The following is a 13,881-nucleotide window of genomic DNA, read 5'->3' as shown; positions in this document are numbered from 1 at the left end:
GATGAAAACAAAACTGCTCGTCCTGGCAATGGCCCTCAGCTTCGCTTCGGCGCAAGCGGCGGACCGCATTGCCTTTATCCCCAAGCTGGTGGGCGTCGGCTTCTTCACCAGCGGCGGCAACGGCGCGAAAGAGGCGGGGAAAGATCTTGGCGTGGACGTGACCTACGACGGCCCGACAGAGCCGAGCGTTTCCGGCCAGGTGCAGCTCATCAACAACTTCGTCAACCAGGGCTATAACGCCATTATCGTCTCCGCCGTGTCGCCGGACGGTCTCTGCCCGGCGCTGAAGCGCGCGATGCAGCGCGGCGTGAAGGTCCTGACCTGGGATTCCGACACCAAACCGGAGTGCCGCAGCATTTATATCAACCAGGGGACGCCGGAACAGCTCGGCGGCCTGCTGGTGGAGATGGCGGGCAAACAGGTCACCAAGCCGAATGCCAAAGTGGCGTTCTTCTACTCCAGCCCAACCGTCACCGACCAGAACCAGTGGGTGAAAGAGGCGAAGGCCAAAATCGAGAAAGATTACCCCCAGTGGCAGGTCGTGACCACCCAGTTTGGCTATAACGACGCCACCAAATCTCTGCAAACCGCCGAGGGGATCTTAAAAGCGTATCCGGATCTGGACGCGATCATCGCGCCGGACGCCAACGCCCTGCCGGCGGCGGCGCAGGCGGCGGAAAACCTGAAGCGGGAAGGGGTGGCGATTGTCGGCTTCAGCACGCCGAACGTCATGCGTCCATACGTTGAGCGCGGGACGGTGAAAGCCTTCGGCCTGTGGGATGTCGTACAACAGGGCAAAATTGCGGTCAATGTCGCCGATCGTCTGCTGAAAAAAGGCGATCTTAACCCTGGCGACAGCGTGGACGTAAAAGGTATCGGCGCGCTGAAGGTGGAGCCGAACAGCGTGCAGGGCTATCAGTATGAGGCGAAGGGCAACGGCATCGTGCTGCTGCCGGAGCGGGTGGTGTTCACCAAAGAGAACATCAGCAAATACGATTTCTGACGGGGGAGCAAATGGCTGATTTAGACGACATCAAAGACGGCAAGGATTTTGGCATCGGCACGCCGCAGCAGAATGTGCCGTTCACGCTGAAGGGCTGCGGCTCGCTGGACTGGGGCATGCAGTCCCGCCTGGCGCGCATCTTTAACCCGCAGAGCAACCGCACGGTAATGCTGGCCTTTGACCACGGCTACTTTCAGGGGCCGACCACCGGCCTTGAGCGTATTGATCTCTCCATCGCCCCGCTGTTTGGCGAAACCGACGTGCTGATGTGTACCCGTGGCATTCTGCGAAGCCAGGTGCCCGCCGCGACAAACAAATCGGTGGTGCTGCGCGCCTCCGGCGGTAACTCGATTCTGGGGGAACTCTCGAACGAGTGCGTGGCGGTGGCGATGGAGGATGCCCTGCGCCTGAACGTCTGCGCGGTGGCGGCGCAGGTGTACATCGGAAGCGAGTTTGAGCATCAGTCGATTAACAACATCATTAAGCTGGTGGACGCGGGCGCACGCTACGGCATGCCAACGCTGGCGGTAACGGGCGTCGGCAAGGAGATGGCCCGCGACGCGCGCTACTTCTCGCTCGCCAGCCGCATCGCCGCCGAGATGGGGGCGCAGTTCGTCAAAACCTACTACGTGGACGAGGGCTTTGAAAAAGTGACCGCCAGCTGCCCGGTGCCGATCGTTATCGCCGGTGGCAAAAAGCTGCCGGAGCTCGAGGCGCTGGAGATGTGCTGGCGGGCGATTGATCAGGGGGCGTCCGGTGTGGACATGGGGCGCAACATCTTCCAGTCCAGCGCGCCGCTCGCCATGCTGAAGGCGGTGAAGAAAGTGGTACACGAGAACTGGAAAGCCCGTGATGCGTTCCAGTTCTGGCAGGACGAGAAACAGGGAGAAGCAAAATGAACGTGACTCTGGTTGAGATTAACATCAAGCCCGAGCGGGTGGACGAGTTCCTGGAGGTGTTTCGCGCCAACCACGAGGGAGCAATCAAGGAGCCGGGAAACCTGCGCTTTGACGTGTTGCAGGACCCGAGGGTGAAAACCCGGTTCTTTATCTACGAGGCCTACAAAGACGAAGAGGCGGTGCTGGCGCATAAGCAAACCCCGCACTATCTGGCGTGCGTGGATAAGCTTGAGGAGTTGATGTCGGAGCCGCGTAAGAAACGCAGTTTTGTGGGGCTGTTGCCGGAGTAATTCGATGCCCGATGACGCACTCATGCGCGTCATCGGGCATCCTGGCTTATCCTTTGGCTTTCTGGATCGCCATGATTAATGCATCGGAAGAGACGTTTCCTGACATGACGCTAATGCGCTGAATGACCGGATCTTTTTCCTGAGGTAAAACCACAAACGCCGGCGCGTTGGCAAAACCGATCTGCTTCACGAGCTTCACATTGTCCTGTAACACTTTGTTTGCCGACCCGGCCGAAGGCAATTTTTTAAAGATAAAACGGATATCCGGGTTGGCATGGATAAGCGTTTCTGTGACGTTGCAGTTCACGCATTGCTCATCCACAAAAGACACCACGGCGACTTTTGCGTTGGCGGGCCCGACAACAGGATCGCCGCCAGCAAGCAGCTGCTCGCGATGGAGGATGACATTTTGCACCATGGCCTGTTGCTGCGCTATCTCCTGACGCTGGCGAAGGCTTTCCCCTGCCGCAACTAAAAATTCAGGATGTTCAGCGAGATAGGTAGAGACAATTTCACCCATTTTTTCAGGATGGGCGGCGAAATACGCTTCGGCGGCTTTTCCTGTTTGTTCAATCTGCTGTGGCGTCGCTTGCTCTGCCTGCGCTGCGGCTGAGAAAGTCAGGGTCGCGGCCAGCAGAAGCGAAAGGTGACGAAGGGAGGTTGAAACTTCCATTGATGTTATTCCGTAAAAGAGAGAGACGGGACTAGGATGCCAGTGCCTGTGTACGAACAGGCATAATGCGTCCATAGTCATTAATTGCTTGCCAGCGCACCTGGCATACCCCTGGGTCTGGACAACCCTCGAGCGCTCGCTCGCTAAAAGGGGCGACAAGGCCGCCATCAGCGATGCGCTTACCGCCGAGGCTGAGCTGATAAAGCGTGATGTAGTAAGGCGTCGGATTATTCACAACGACGTTATTTTTGTTTCGTGACCAGCGTAAGGCCTGATAAGCATCATCAGGATTGCCGGTGAGCCCGGTGGGCCGATAAAAAAGTTTAAAGCGTGAACGTACCGCCGTTTGCACACCCGTGGTGTGCGGATTAGCGGAAGGGATCGCCGCAACGTTTAACGTGAACAGCGTTTCCCGGTTCTCGGGTAACTTTCCTCCCGTAAATATCAGCCGAATCGTGTTTTCGCGTTGCGGACGCAATGAGAACAACTGCGGCGTGGCCACAAATGCGGATTGAACCCCGTGTGGGGCATCCGCCCCAGTCCACAGGCCACCCGGCTCGACTTTGGTGTAGATCAGATACGATTCGTCAGAAGGGTTACGCACGGAAAAGCTGATCGATTTCTCACGTTCCGGATAGACAAACCGCGTTCCGCCGATCACCACGCCAGCTTGCGCCTGAAGCATGATGGTGGAGAGAAAAAAGAGAAGCAGGATCTTCGCCGGATAAACACACTTACGCATAATTGAGAATAAAGGTTGTCGTCGCATTTGCCGTTCCCGTGGTGACCTTGTTTGCGGTGGCAACATAGCGGGCGTAAAACTGGAGAGTCGCGTCGCTTTGATTAGGAATAATCATCGTCTTCTGGCTTTTACTTCCCATAGAGATAAGCGACTTGTCCTGGTTGTAAATTCCTACGCCGATACCGGTTGCGTAGCCTTCACCGCCGATGAGCGTCAGTAAATCCGGGTTTGCTGTATCGGGTGTGCCGTCAAAGGTAATACTGACTGAGCCTTCTGTTCCGGCACAGTTTTCCACATTAATAGCAAACGGATGATAATCAGCGCCCATACCTGACTGGGTGAAATATTTACTTTGCACGCTGTCCATTGTGACGGTCAGGTTCTGAGAATCAGGCGCGATACTGCACGTCTTTTTATGGATCACGCCAGTGATATAAATTGTACCGTCGTGCGCCAGTGTACGCGCTGAAAAAAATGGCACCAGAAAAAGCGCGGTGAATATTATTGTGAAAAACTTTTTCATTTCCGCATCCTACTGATAGAGCAGATCAAAATACATGATGGCCGTAGCATTCCCTGTCGTAACCTCGGGTAGGGTCGATTTGTACCGTAAATTAAACGTCAGGCTATTATCTCCCTGCTTTAAGGGATAAATTTCGGATTCCGTATTATTTATTTTAATCGGATTCATTCCGGCATTGAGAAGCTCTACGCCAATGCCCGTCGCCATTTCGCCAGCCGTTCCTTTACCCGTGTCGCTGAGCGCCAGCAGGTCCGAGTTATTGGTATCCGGCATACCGCTAAACCAGATTTTTGTACCCTGAATGGCGCGTGAACAATTTTTAAGATCGATCGTGAACGCTTTTTCCGGCGTCGTTGTTCCGGTTGCGGGAAATTCAGATATATCGAATGCGCCTAAATCAACCGTTTGTTCTTTACTGTTCACATCAACTTCACACGATTCGCCGATAATTGTGCCGTATATCTGGAGGTTAACTGTAAAACCCTCATCAGCGTACGTTGTTGCTATGCCAGAGAACAGCGTCGCCAGGGCGACAAAATACAAGACTCTCATTTTTCACCCTTACGCAAAATCGATACGTAAACAGGCCAACGCAGTAAACAGACCTTCTGCCGGGGCCTTCCCTGTCGTGCTGATGGGGTAGGTTTTTAACGTGACATCAGCATGGCCTGAACTATCAGTAATAAAATCAGCGGTGCTGGAGGCGTCGTTAGGTATCATGACGGTGCCATTTTCGTTGGTTACCACCACGCCGACATTTTTATTATCCGTAGCGATCGCCTGGCCGACGTTGCTGTCTGCGTTGGCGACCAGTCGAAGCGTAAGATGCGCAGGCGAAATCACGTCCGCATTACACTCGATGGGAACATTAAAGGTTTTTACCGGCGCGTTAGAAGGTTTCTCACCCGCTTTCGTGAATGAAGAACTGTTGAGTTTTCCCAGGTCAACCGTAATGATTTGTCCCGCATTAATGATGCAGTTTTGCGGCACCGTGACCGCGCCGCTGTATGTTATTTGATAAACAATATCATTCAACGGGTCGGTATTTTCGGTGGTGATATAAACATTAAACATCACTTTACTGGGGATAATGACCGTGCCGATAAAAGGTTTGATAATTTTTAACCGGAATACCAGGTTGGAGTCATATACCGGGAAAGGTATGTTCATATCCTCTTTATCCACCCTGTAATCTTTACCCATATGGATATAGTCTCCAGGCGGAAAATATTCACCAATTTCGGAATCGGTTATCCGCATTGCCCCTGCAATATAGATCGGGTCAAGATTCATATACTGCCACTGGTCTTCCGTGAAAATCACCGGGTAGGTATTCCTGTATGAGCGATAGGTACGAGAATCGCCATCTGGATGATAGTCACATATGGCGTTTACGCCCACATCCTGTGATTTAACCAGTTCAACTGCCTGCCCCAGCTGGTTTTGTTCTTTTGTCAGCGTGGCCGTCAGATCGTAATTCACATTCGTAATGCTGTGATCAAAGTTATGGCAGACCGCTGCCAGACTTTGCGTAGAAGCCGTAAGGCTGAGTAATAAAAAAATAATGCGTACTTTCACTTATCGGCACTCCGCTTTTAAACGCACGAGGGACTGCTTTGTTTCACTTAGCTTGTAAACGGCAACACATTTTTTATCATCTGTGTCGCCCCATTGCGCTGTCAGACTCCCTGTCTCGCCCAGCCCAGACAGATACGCTTCGCCGTTATCGCCTACGATGGTGTCCCCACCTTCATCGCTGCGCGTAACAACCGCGCCAAAGGGCACAGGGCGCCCGTTATGCATGAGTGCAATCATCGCGCGCGTTCCGGAGCGCGCCTTAAAGGTGGCGCGAACCAGGGCGCCCTGGGTTGGAACAACGTGGGTTACAGCCTCGTCAATGTCCAGATCGTCGCTGAGCGAGTTGGTGTTCAGCGCCATGCGGTTACGGTGGTATGCGCTGGCATACGGCACAATCGCATAACCACGCCAGTCGGTATGGATCCCTGGGCCGTCTTCGACCTTCACGTTGCTTGCGCCCGGCGCGGCGATCAGGACATTGGTATCCCCCAACGGCTGGCTTAAGGTGATGCCGTTGCGATGCGCGACGATACCGCCGCTGAGGCCGTAGTTGATCTGTTGATAATCGCCATTGTTACTGTAGTTGTACCCCAAGCTCGCATTACCGTAGGCGCTATCATATTCCGTGCTGATGCTTCCACTGGCACCGGTATGTTGGTTCTGGTATCCCTGCTGAACGCTGTAGCTGAGGTTATTGTCTTCAAGCAGCGTTCCGTTGATGCCGGCAGTATTATTGACCCTGCCGTCGTTATCGGTGCTCATGCCGTATGTGGCGTAAATGCTGTTTAAACGTTTGGTCACATCTCCACCTGGATGAAGCCACAGATTGAGCGGGAAGGAGAGCGTTAAAGAATAAATACGATCGCTTTCACTCATGCCAGGGGATTTATTGTAGTTGTAGGTCAGGTTATAGGTTACGCCCGCAACCGTTCCGCTATAACCCAGCTGAATAAGCGTATTTTTTTCGTCGGTATGCCAGTACGTTTGCTGGCTGCCGTTGAGGAAAATCGACCCGGCAGTGCCCAGCTGTTGGGAAATATTGGCCTGCAGCTTGCCGCGTTTGGTGTAGTACAGATTGTAATAATCGGTCCACACGGGCTGATTGTCGTCGGTGTGGTCGTTGGGATCGTCCTGGCCCACATAACCCTTCATTTGCTTATAGGTGGTTTCATCCAGGGTATAAAAACCGGATGTGGAATAGCGATAGCCTAACAGCTGGAAATTGGTGCCCATGCCGTTCAACGATTTTGCATATAAGAAACGTATTGACTGCCCGTTATGTGAGCTACCGTCGCTCAGTTCGCTTTGTGCGGAGGTGAGATCGGCCGATACGGCGCCAAAATTCCCCAGGTTCACCCCGGTACCCAACGCAAAGGCAGAGTATTTTTCCGTCAGCTGCGTACCACCGTAGACGGTAAATCCTTTTGGTAACCCCCAGATAAGCGTTCCCTGGACAAAGTTTGTGTCCTCCTGCTGATCGCTGTTACTGCGATAGCGGGCCGCGGTGGCGGCATATTTTACGGTGCCTTCACGCTGCAAAACCGGAACCGCGGAATAGGGCACAGAGTAGCTGCTGATCGTTCCGTCAGATTCTTTGACCTCTACATTCAGGTCACCGCTGGAGGAGGTGGGGTACAGATCGTTAATGGCAAACGCCCCGGGCGGCACATAGCTTTGATAAATGGTGTAACCGTTTTGTTTGATGGTGACCTGGGCGTTGGATTTAGCGATCCCATGAATGGTTGGCGCAAAACCTTTCATACTATCAGGCAGCATGTTGTCATCAGAATTGATCTGTACCCCGCGGAATGGCAGGCTGTCGAAGACATCCGAAGTGGTATAGTTCTCGCCGATTGTTAGCTTGCTTTTTAGCGGGATAACGGCACGTTCAACATAGGTTTTAATGTGTTCCCAGTTGGTGTAGGTCTCTGAGCCGCTGCTGTTGTAGCTCCATGTAGAGAAATCCCGCAGCCGCCACGGCCCCAGGTTTAATCCACTGTTAAGTCCCAGAAAATAGTTGTCTGTCGTCGAACCGTAATCACCGCTATTGTGACTATGCGAACCCGAAAAGTCATAATTCAGCATCAGGGCGTTAATGCCTTCGTCCCATTGCTCAGGGGGAATGTACCCGCGCGCGTTATTACGCAGCGCCGCTTGCGGAATACTGATATTCAGGCGCTGGTGTTCAAAATCAAAAAATGTGGTGGCAGCGGGAATGGCTGCCGGCAAATCGACACAGTTGCCCGCTTTTTCGTCCTTAAGACCGGGTAAGACATCGACATTTACCCCCATCGCATCAAGTGACTTACGCGAGAGGCAGGGCGTCAGCCCCGTATCGTCATCCGTAGGTGTTGAATTTTTGCGCACGTTAAACGTGACGTCGCGCGTGGCTAAAAAATTGTCATTCAGCCATACGTCCACGCGATAGACCCCTGGCGCCTGACCAGCATTACTAAAACGTGATAAATCAGCAACCGCCGCAGGATCGCTTGAAAGAAAGGCAGGGTTGAAATAATAGCCCGCATCCGCATTAACGGATGCGAATGCGCCGAGCATGGCCAGCGTGAGAGGGGCCAAACGATGATTGACTATCCTTGTCTGATACTTGCGAAACTTCATTTTTCTCTGCCTGCTTCAACGCGCTATGTTCGGTATTTTTCCGGGAAAATTATGCTCCAGGGCATGTCTGAACAGGGGTGGTGGCACCGAAATCGTTAACGGTCTGGAACGTCACCTGGCTCCCGCTACCGGCAGGTAGATCAACGACCAGGCTGTTCATTGGCGGAACCATGTTATTGGTTAACTTTGCGTTTCCCGCTTTGAATTGCACCAGCGACACGTAATAAGGCGACGCGTTTTTGATGGTCAACTTGCCGTTACTGACCGTGCAGCGCAGCGCCTTTGGCGCGTCAATTGACGGGGTAGGCAATTTTTTTGGGCGAATAAAAAGCTTAATGACGCTCTGCGTCGCAATCTGCAATGTATTTCCCTGCAACTTACTTTTGTCCACGGCCGGGATAGCTTTGCTGTTGAAATAAAAAACGCTTTCTCTGTCTTTCGGCAAATCTGGGCCAGCGTACATAATCCTGATGGTGTTTTCTTTTTTAGGATGCATAACAAAAAGTGGAGGCGTAACAATAAAGTCCGTGGACTTCGATTGATCGGCGTTCGCAACCCACGATTGCACCAGAAAAGCATTGCTTTGAGACGAGTTCGTAATCGGTAACGAAATCTGTTTATCACCCTGAGGGTAAATAATACGCGTTGCGCCCAGGCCTATCCCCCCAGCGTGAGCCGTAGTCAGCACCGTAGCTGCGAATAAAAAAGAATGCGTAATCAGCTTCGTTATCAAAGATACAGTATTAATTCGTTTCATTTATATATCACTTCATTGAATACATAATCAAATACATAGAATAAAACATGCCGTTTAAGCCTATGTATTTAATCTATATAAAACGGTCGGTTATATTAAAAATCCCTCCTTCGTACAGGCGTACGAAGGAGGGATGACAGCATCCTAATTCGATTAGGAATAAACCATCTGGAAGGTAGCGGTGGATGCTACGTTACCTGGTGTTGCTGCGCCTGTAGCGATGTAGTCAACGCTCAGTGGGATAATGTTTTCACCATTGATCAGGCCGATTGCAGAAGAGGTGGTACCCAGATCCAGGTTTTTACCGTCCGGTCCAAACAGCTGCAGAGCCACGTTCTGTGTGGAACCTGCACCTGCGGTATTCGCCATAGCGCCCGGCTGAGTTGCATCCTGCTGCGCGTTGAAAATAACCGCTGCGTTCTGGCTGACAGTGGTGTCGCAATCTTCCAGTTTAATGTTGAAATCTTCTTTCTGATTCGCCAGCATTCCGCTTTGAGTCAGCTTCACGGTACGAACCTGGCTCAGGATAACGGTCTGGTCAACAGAATCGGCAGCAACTGAACAGGCAGCGTTAACAACCTGACCGACGAAATTAACGGTACCGCCGCTTACTGTGGTGGTGTCTGCCTGTGCGTTCATCATCACGCCGCTTGCCATAGATGCAGCAACAACCATTGCTAAAACATGCTTTTTCATACAAATCCTTTTAAATAAACAGTTTTCTGTCAAGTTGAAACAAAATTAAAGGTGACTTAATACAAGACTATTCAGATTAAAAATCATGAATATACAGAATCATACAGTACGCTGTGTTTTGCACATTCTCGTGATGTTCCGAAAGCGTATTTTATGAGGCGAGACATATTATATCAATCTATTGCTGGTTGATTTTTGCTTAGAAATTCTTAAATGGGTTTTAATTAAAAATTTATTAGTTTTTAGAATGGGAGGGTATGTTTGATGCGCTATTTAGCCTGATTCAGTAAGGTGTAATCGCCGAGAGTGATATTTCTGCATTGTTATTGAACGCCATCCTTTTATTAAAATTAAATATTAATTTAAAACGGGAATTGTTCTTTAGGTCAATGTAAGAGTGATTTTCAATATGCCATGTTTAATTACAAATTGAAATAAAATTAGAGGGGATATAACTCCCTCCTCCATAAGAGGAGGGATTAAATCATACTTCTTCTACTCTTACCCGCAGCGCTGCCAGCGCCTTGCGCGCCGCCTTCAGCACCTGCTCACACTGCTCAATGGTCAGCGTCAGCGGTGGCTCAATGCGGATGGTTTTCGAGTTGTTGAGCGTGCCGGCTACCAGCACCCGCTGGCGGAACATCTCGCTCGCGAAGCTGTAGCCGATTTCATTGTCGACAAACTCGATTGCCATCAGCATCCCTTTGCCGCGCGCCTCCTGCACCAGATCCGGGTACTCACGCCCCAGCTGGCGGAAGCCATCCAGCAGCATGTCGCCTTTCTGCTCCGCCTGCGCAGGCAGGTTTTGCTCCAGCAGCACGTTGATGGTGGCCAGCGCCGCCGCACAGGCCAGCGGGTTACCGCCAAAGGTAGTGGTGTGCAGGAACGGATTGTCGAACAGCACCGAGAACACCTCCTCGGTGGCAACCGTTGCACCAATCGGCATCACGCCGCCGCCGAGCGCCTTCGCAAGACACAGTATGTCCGGCTGAACGTTCTCGTGCTCGCAGGCAAACATCCTGCCGGTGCGCCCCATCCCGGTCTGCACTTCGTCGAGGATCAGCAGCGCGCCAAACTCATCGCACAGCTGACGCACGGCGGGCAGGTAGCCCTGTGGAGGCAAAATCACGCCGCCTTCACCCTGAATCGGCTCGAGGATCACCGCCGCCACGTCATCGCCGGTTTTACGGCATTCGCTCAGCACGGTGCGCATGGCGTTAATGTCGCCAAACGGCACGTGGCGGAAGCCCGGCAGCAGCGGCATAAACGGTTTACGGAAGGTGGATTTGGCGGTCGCAGACAGTGCCCCCAGGGATTTCCCGTGGAACGCGCCGCTGGTGGCGATAAAGGTGAATTTCCCGCGTGGCGACTGGTACGCCTTGGCGAGCTTGATCGCCGCCTCGACCGACTCGGTGCCGCTGTTGCTGAAGAAGCTGTATTTCAGCTTGCCGGGCGTTAAGGCCGCCAGCGTTTTCGCAAGCATGGCGCGAAGCGGGTCGAGCAGTTCCTGACTATGGAGAGGTTGTTTCGCAAGTTGATTCTGTACGGCGGAAACCACTACTGGATTACGGTGCCCCACGTTAAAGATACCGAAACCACCCAGGCAATCTATAAACTCCTGTCCCTGGGTGTCGACAAGCGTGTTAAGACTTCCCGCTTGCCACTCTACGGCTCCGTAATCCCCGCCGGCGGTAACAGATTTGCGATACTCCAGAAAACCAGGATTCACATGCTCTTTAAAGTAATCAATGACCTCTCGGTTAAGTTGTTTCATCTCCTCATGATCGAGCGTTCGCTTCTCAATGAGATTCAGTGCGTGCGCGGTACAGGCAAGAGCCGAGGCGCTGGAAGGTAACCTGTTCAAAATATGCTCCCGGGGATCGCGTATCACATGATACTGAGTTAAGTATTGCAGGGATTACGCCACTTCAGATGACTTAACGAAAATCGGGATAAACGCCAGGTTAAAATTATGTTGCGCAATATTTAATCATGCCGGAGCAATCGAAACGGGATTTAGGGGGACAGGGCAACCCGCATTCTCAGGTGCACAAAAAGGCAATTGCACTAAAGGAGTGCATCGCTTGCGGCTTAAGTGGGCGTTAACAGGTCATGCTTTATAGGTAATTTCTTTGCGAAAGTATTTGGAATCAATGAATTATAAAATCTCACAAAAAGTGCGGTTTAAGTGAAATCTGCGATCTCCATCAAGTTTAACAACTAAAGATAAATTGTTTACCGCCGAAAAAACAATAAACCACAAAATTAACATTCGAATAACCTGCAAGGAATGCCCGTCATGTCTTCTCCTTCCTGTGTCACCCAGAATAATTATCCTCTGGACGATGACACCACCTTAATGTCGACCACCGACGTCCACAGCTATATGACCCATGCAAACGACACCTTTGTGCAGGTGAGCGGCTATCAGCTTGATGAGCTGATGGGCCAGCCGCACAATCTGGTGCGCCATCCCGACATGCCAAAAGCGGCGTTTGCCGATATGTGGTACACCCTGCAGCAGGGTGAGCCGTGGAGCGGCATTGTCAAAAACCGGCGTAAAAATGGCGATCATTACTGGGTGCGCGCGAATGCGGTACCGATGGTGCGGAATGGGCAGGTGACGGGGTATATGTCGATCCGCACCAAAGCCACGGAGGAAGAGATCGCTGCCGTAGAGCCGCTCTACCGGGCGCTGAATAACGGGAGCTGTAAAAAACGCATCCAAAAAGGACTGGTGGTGCGTAAGGGCTGGTTGGGTAAACTTCCTTCCATGCCGCTACGCTGGCGCGTACGCAGCGTGATGGCGGCGCTCTTTGCCGCGCTTGCCGCTACCCTGATGACCACCTCCGCAGGCTGGGTGCCGCTCGCAGCGGCCGCCGTGATAACGCTGCTGGGAACGCTGCTGTTTGAGCAGCAAATTGTCCGCCCGATCGAAAACGTCGCGCATCAGGCGCTGAAGGTGGCGACCGGCGAGCGCAACAGCGTGCAGCATCTGAACCGCAGCGACGAGCTGGGGTTGACCCTGCGCGCGGTAGGACAGTTGGGGCTGATGTGCCGCTGGCTCATCAATGACGTCTCAAGCCAGGTGATGAGCGTCCGTGACGGCAGCGACAGGCTGGCGCAGGGGAACGAAGCGCTGAACGATCGTACGCGTCAGACCGTGGCGAACGTGCAGCAGACCGTCGCAACGATGAACCAGATGGCCGCTTCCGTTCAGAGCAACTCAGAAACCGCCGCCGAAGTGGACAAACTCTCCGTCGCCGCGAGCAGCGCGGCGACGAAAGGCGGCAACGCGATGCAGACCGTGGTTAAAACGATGGATGACATCGCCGATAGCACGCAGCGCATCGGCTCGATTACCTCCCTGATTAACGACATCGCTTTCCAGACCAATATCCTGGCGCTGAATGCGGCCGTTGAAGCGGCAAGAGCCGGCGAGCAGGGGAAAGGCTTTGCCGTGGTCGCGGGGGAAGTTCGCCACCTTGCCAGCCGCAGCGCGAATGCGGCTAACGATATCCGCAAGCTGATTGATGCCAGCGCCAGCAGGGTACAGTCCGGCTCGGAGCAGGTGCACGCCGCAGGCCGCACGATGGATGACATTGTCGAGCAGGTGAAAAACGTCACGCAGCTCATCGCGCAGATCAGCCACTCGACGTCCGAACAGGCGACCGGGCTGTCAGAGCTAACCCGCGCGGTGGCGGAACTGGACAGCATTACGCAAAAAAATGCCGACCTGGTCGAGGAGAGCGCGCATATCTCTGCCATGGTGAAACACCGCGCCGGGCGTCTTAAGGATGCGGTGACGGTGCTCCATTGAGCCAGTAATGTTCCGGAAAAGTCGTTTATACCGTAAGGAATAAACGGCTTTTTTATTTGTGGTTGTGACTATTAATGTTTTTTATTGTTAATGAGATATTAAATAACTAAAGAAAATGTCTCAGTTATTTATCCCTGCCTAAGTCAGTTTTTCCCGATGCTATTTTGCAAAACCCTGTTCTGGTGGTCTGGTAACGATCGATGGGGCGGAATTAATAGACTCTACCTATCCATTGTGATGGTTATGAAATAAAAAAACGATCAAAGTCATAAAGTTAGCGG

The 13,881-nt window shown here is 52.5% G+C and carries 13 protein-coding genes; 4 read left to right on the top strand and 9 right to left on the bottom strand.

Features of this window, described 5'->3' with window-relative positions:
- Window position 1 precedes the first annotated feature (1 nt).
- Genes lsrB through lsrG form a run of 3 tightly spaced genes read left to right on the top strand, consistent with a single transcriptional unit; the run spans window position 2 to window position 2,192 of the window.
- On the top strand, window positions 2-1,003 hold the full coding sequence (gene lsrB / locus IM294_RS06120) for an autoinducer 2 ABC transporter substrate-binding protein LsrB (protein ID WP_126817051.1): 1,002 nt from the start codon (window positions 2-4) through the stop codon (window positions 1,001-1,003).
- A gap of 11 nt (window positions 1,004-1,014) precedes the next feature.
- Window positions 1,015-1,902, top strand: coding sequence for a 3-hydroxy-5-phosphonooxypentane-2,4-dione thiolase (gene lsrF / locus IM294_RS06115; protein ID WP_126817053.1), 888 nt, complete (start codon window positions 1,015-1,017; stop codon window positions 1,900-1,902).
- On the top strand, window positions 1,899-2,192 hold the full coding sequence (gene lsrG / locus IM294_RS06110; protein ID WP_003862606.1) for a (4S)-4-hydroxy-5-phosphonooxypentane-2,3-dione isomerase: 294 nt from the start codon (window positions 1,899-1,901) through the stop codon (window positions 2,190-2,192). The genes lsrF and lsrG overlap by 4 nt, the downstream gene beginning before the upstream one ends.
- A 46-nt stretch (window positions 2,193-2,238) precedes the next feature.
- Here the strand turns inward: lsrG and IM294_RS06105 are convergent, their stop codons facing one another.
- The 9 genes from IM294_RS06105 to ygjG all read right to left on the bottom strand — a co-directional run bounded on the left by IM294_RS06105 (window position 2,239) and on the right by ygjG (window position 11,644).
- Window positions 2,239-2,865 (bottom strand): hypothetical protein, encoded by a 627-nt coding sequence (locus IM294_RS06105; RefSeq protein ID WP_126817055.1) that lies wholly within the window; start codon window positions 2,863-2,865, stop codon window positions 2,239-2,241.
- Between the two features lie 31 nt (window positions 2,866-2,896).
- The gene (locus IM294_RS06100; RefSeq protein ID WP_074171846.1) at window positions 2,897-3,634 is read right to left on the bottom strand and encodes a molecular chaperone; all 738 of its coding nucleotides are present in this window, start codon (window positions 3,632-3,634) and stop codon (window positions 2,897-2,899) included.
- A complete protein-coding gene (locus IM294_RS06095) occupies window positions 3,600-4,130 on the bottom strand; it encodes a fimbrial protein (protein WP_028014487.1) in 531 nt (176 codons plus the stop codon). The genes IM294_RS06100 and IM294_RS06095 overlap by 35 nt, the downstream gene beginning before the upstream one ends.
- Before the next feature lie 9 nt (window positions 4,131-4,139).
- A complete protein-coding gene (locus IM294_RS06090) occupies window positions 4,140-4,682 on the bottom strand; it encodes a fimbrial protein (RefSeq protein ID WP_049137051.1) in 543 nt (180 codons plus the stop codon).
- A gap of 9 nt (window positions 4,683-4,691) precedes the next feature.
- A complete protein-coding gene (locus tag IM294_RS06085; RefSeq protein ID WP_193360311.1) occupies window positions 4,692-5,708 on the bottom strand; it encodes a fimbrial protein in 1,017 nt (338 codons plus the stop codon).
- Complete coding sequence (locus tag IM294_RS06080; protein WP_126345820.1) at window positions 5,709-8,327, bottom strand: fimbrial biogenesis usher protein; 2,619 nt, start codon at window positions 8,325-8,327, stop codon at window positions 5,709-5,711.
- Window positions 8,328-8,376: 49 nt separating this feature from the next.
- A complete protein-coding gene (locus IM294_RS06075) occupies window positions 8,377-9,084 on the bottom strand; it encodes a fimbria/pilus periplasmic chaperone (protein ID WP_028014483.1) in 708 nt (235 codons plus the stop codon).
- A 153-nt stretch (window positions 9,085-9,237) separates the two neighbouring features.
- Window positions 9,238-9,780 (bottom strand): fimbrial protein BcfA, encoded by a 543-nt coding sequence (locus IM294_RS06070; RefSeq protein WP_193360310.1) that lies wholly within the window; start codon window positions 9,778-9,780, stop codon window positions 9,238-9,240.
- A gap of 484 nt (window positions 9,781-10,264) precedes the next feature.
- Window positions 10,265-11,644, bottom strand: a complete 1,380-nt coding sequence (gene ygjG / locus IM294_RS06065) for a putrescine aminotransferase (RefSeq protein ID WP_185860329.1) — start codon at window positions 11,642-11,644, stop codon at window positions 10,265-10,267.
- Window positions 11,645-12,079: 435 nt separating this feature from the next.
- Between ygjG and IM294_RS06060 the strand changes: the two genes are divergently transcribed.
- Entirely contained in the window at window positions 12,080-13,600 is a 1,521-nt protein-coding gene (locus tag IM294_RS06060; RefSeq protein ID WP_126817057.1) for a PAS domain-containing methyl-accepting chemotaxis protein, read from the top strand.
- Window positions 13,601-13,881 lie beyond the last annotated feature (281 nt).

This window comes from Enterobacter cloacae complex sp. P43RS (assembly GCF_014930585.1).
Classification (GTDB): domain Bacteria; phylum Pseudomonadota; class Gammaproteobacteria; order Enterobacterales; family Enterobacteriaceae; genus Enterobacter; species Enterobacter bugandensis.
The sequence above is the reverse complement of the archived record's forward strand: the minus strand, read 5'-3'. Positions and strand labels throughout refer to the sequence as shown.

What these genes read in the sequence shown, in the direction of transcription:
- IM294_RS06105 (WP_126817055.1), bottom strand. Translation starts at nt 2,865, where the DNA reads ATGGAAGTTTCAACCTCCCTTCGTCACCTTTCGCTTCTGCTGGCCGCG.
- lsrG (WP_003862606.1), top strand. Translation starts at nt 1,899, where the DNA reads ATGAACGTGACTCTGGTTGAGATTAACATCAAGCCCGAGCGGGTGGAC.
- lsrB (WP_126817051.1), top strand. Translation starts at nt 2, where the DNA reads ATGAAAACAAAACTGCTCGTCCTGGCAATGGCCCTCAGCTTCGCTTCG.
- IM294_RS06070 (WP_193360310.1), bottom strand. Translation starts at nt 9,780, where the DNA reads ATGAAAAAGCATGTTTTAGCAATGGTTGTTGCTGCATCTATGGCAAGC.
- lsrF (WP_126817053.1), top strand. Translation starts at nt 1,015, where the DNA reads ATGGCTGATTTAGACGACATCAAAGACGGCAAGGATTTTGGCATCGGC.
- IM294_RS06075 (WP_028014483.1), bottom strand. Translation starts at nt 9,084, where the DNA reads ATGAAACGAATTAATACTGTATCTTTGATAACGAAGCTGATTACGCAT.
- IM294_RS06080 (WP_126345820.1), bottom strand. Translation starts at nt 8,327, where the DNA reads ATGAAGTTTCGCAAGTATCAGACAAGGATAGTCAATCATCGTTTGGCC.
- IM294_RS06095 (WP_028014487.1), bottom strand. Translation starts at nt 4,130, where the DNA reads ATGAAAAAGTTTTTCACAATAATATTCACCGCGCTTTTTCTGGTGCCA.
- IM294_RS06090 (WP_049137051.1), bottom strand. Translation starts at nt 4,682, where the DNA reads ATGAGAGTCTTGTATTTTGTCGCCCTGGCGACGCTGTTCTCTGGCATA.
- IM294_RS06060 (WP_126817057.1), top strand. Translation starts at nt 12,080, where the DNA reads ATGTCTTCTCCTTCCTGTGTCACCCAGAATAATTATCCTCTGGACGAT.
- IM294_RS06100 (WP_074171846.1), bottom strand. Translation starts at nt 3,634, where the DNA reads ATGCGACGACAACCTTTATTCTCAATTATGCGTAAGTGTGTTTATCCG.